At 78.5% G+C, this 2,433-nt stretch carries 1 protein-coding gene and 1 pseudogene; both read left to right on the top strand.

Features of this window, described 5'->3' with window-relative positions; all coding sequences use genetic code 11:
• Positions 1 to 83 precede the first annotated feature (83 nt).
• A complete protein-coding gene (locus tag ACFVXK_RS38205) occupies positions 84 to 1,721 on the top strand; it encodes a DUF3492 domain-containing protein (RefSeq protein ID WP_389621880.1) in 1,638 nt (545 codons plus the stop codon).
• Positions 1,722 to 1,939: 218 nt separating this feature from the next.
• Positions 1,940 to 2,433 (top strand): annotated as a pseudogene (locus tag ACFVXK_RS38200) (hypothetical protein); the annotation flags it as partial.

The following is a 2,433-nucleotide window of genomic DNA, read 5'->3' as shown; positions in this document are numbered from 1 at the left end:
CCGGTGGATCCGCTTGAGTTCTCCCGCGGCGGGTCACCGGACCTACGGCGACCGCCAGGAACGGGAGAACGGGGGTGCCACTCGTGCGGATCGGACTGCTCACCGAAGGTGGTTATCCGTATGCGGCCGGAGAGGCGGGGCTGTGGTGCGACCGGCTCGTGCGCGGACTCCCGCAGCACGAGTTCGCGCTCTACGCGCTGGGCCGCAGCGCCGAACAGGAGGAGCGCGGCCTGGTCCCGCTCCCACAGCACGTCACGCGGGTGCGCACCGCCCCGCTGTGGGCCCCCGCCGACGACGGCCGGACCCACTCCCGGCGCGAGCGGCGGCGCTTCGCCGCCTGCTTCGGGGAGCTGGTGCGCGGCACCTGCGGCGGCAGCGCGGTGGAGGCCGGCCCGGCGGCGGCCGAGGCCTTCGCGGCCGGGCTGTACGGGCTCGCCGAACTGGCCCGGGAGCAGGGCGGGATGTACGCGGCCCTGCGCTCCGAGACCGCCGTACGGGTCCTGGAGGCGGGCTGCCGGGCCCCGGGCGCGGGCCGGGCCGTACGGGAGGCGCGGGTCCCCGACCTGCTGGAGTTCGCCGACGAGCTGGAGCGGCTGCTGCGGCCGCTGTCCCTCGACTGGTACGGGGAGCAGGGGCTCGGCGCCGTCGACGTCTGCCACGCCGCCGCGGGCGGGGTGGCGGCCGTACCCGGACTCCTGGCCAAACGCTTCTGCGGGGTCCCGCTGCTGGTCACCGAGTACGGGGTCCAGCTGCGCGCCCACTACCTGGACCAGGGCGCCGACGCCCCCGGCGGGGGCGGCGCCCGGCCCGCCGTGCGGGCCCTGCTCGCCGCCTTCCACGTCCGGCTGGCCGGGGAGATCTACGCCCGCGCCGACCTGCTGACCCCCGGCAACGCGCACGCCCGGCGCTGGCAGGAGCGGTGCGGGGCGGCCCGGGAGCGGGTGCGGACCGTGTACCCGGGGATGGAGGCGGACCGATTCGCCGCCGTCGGGGAGGACCCCGGCTGCGGGGACCCCGACACCCTGGTGTGGGTCGGGCGGGTGGAGCCGGCCAAGGACCTGATCGGCCTGCTGCACGCCTTCGCCGAGGTCCGGCGGGCCGCGCCGCAGGCCCGGCTGCGGGTCTTCGCCACGGCCGCCGCGCCGGGGTACCTGGCCGACTGCCGGTCGCTGGCCGCGCAGCTGTTCCCCGACGAGGCCGCCGACGCGCGGACGGTCGGGGAGAACCCCGTCGCGTTCGAGGAGGTCGGCGGGCCCGAGGCGCCGTCGGCGGCCGACGCGTACGCCGCCGGGCGGATCGTGCTGCTGTCCTCGGTGATCGAGGGGTTCCCGATCAGCCTCGTCGAGGCGATGCTGTGCGGCCGGGCGACGGTGTCCACGGACGTGGGGGCCGTCTGCGAGGTCATCGGCGGCACCGGGCTCGTGGTGCCGCCGCGCAATCCGCGCGCCCTCGCCGACGCTTGTCTCGCGCTGCTCGGCGAACCGGAACGGGCCCAGCGGCTGGGGGCGGCGGCGCGGGCGCGGGCGCTGGAGCTGTTCACGGTCGAGCAGAACGTGTCGGCCTTCCGGGAGAGCTACCTGTGGCTGCTGGCCAGGGGTTCCTCGCGGTCGGAGGGGGAGGTGCCGTTCGGCCGGCCGGCGGAGGCCGTGGTGCCGGGGCACTGGACGACGCCGACCTGGAGCGTTGCCGATCCTGCGGGGGCCGAGGGGGCGGCGGTATGACGACCTCGGACATCGCGGGTGCGGCGCCGTTGTCGGGGGCTCTGCCCCCGAGCCCTCCCCCAGCTACCGCTGGGGGGACCCCCAGCGCCTCAAACTCCCCCAGACTCCGTCCGGGGGGACCCCCAGGCGGGGCTGGATTGGGCGGGGCTGGATTGGGCGGGGCCGGGGCCCGGGAAGCCGGTGCCGCGCGGGCCGGGCGGCGGGGTGGCGGGGATCCCGTGAAAGCGCTGTTGCACCGGCACCGGGAGCTCTGTGAGCGGGCCGTCGACGCGCTGGAGGTGGCCGCGGGGCTGGAGGCGTGCGGGATCACCGACCGGACCGCCGCGCGGTTCCGGCACCGGGACGTGTTCTCCCTCGCCGAGGAGCTGTACGCGCGGACCCCGCGAGGGGAGGAGCCCGTGGCGGACCCCGCGCCCGCGCCGGCCGGGGGCCGGACGGTGGCGCGGCGGTTCGGGGGCGCCCTGCTGCCCGGGGCCGTCGGGTGCGCGGCGGCCGCCGCCGGGGTGCCGGGGGCGGGGCCCCTCGCGGGGCTGCTCGCCGTCGCCGCCCTGGTGTGGCCCGGGCGGGCCGCGGGCGGGCGGTTCGCCTGGACCGCGCACCTGCTCGCGGCCGCCGTCGCGGGCTGGGCCGTCCACCGGCACGGGCCCGCCCTCGGGCCGGCCCTGGCCCTGGCCGTCGCCCCCGGCTACCTCACCTCCGCCCTCTACTCCGC

It is taken from the genome of Streptomyces sp. NPDC058157, from assembly GCF_042884105.1.
GTDB lineage: Bacteria > Actinomycetota > Actinomycetes > Streptomycetales > Streptomycetaceae > Streptomyces.
Note: the sequence above shows the minus strand (reverse complement) of the source record. Positions and strands in the feature narration are given on the sequence as shown.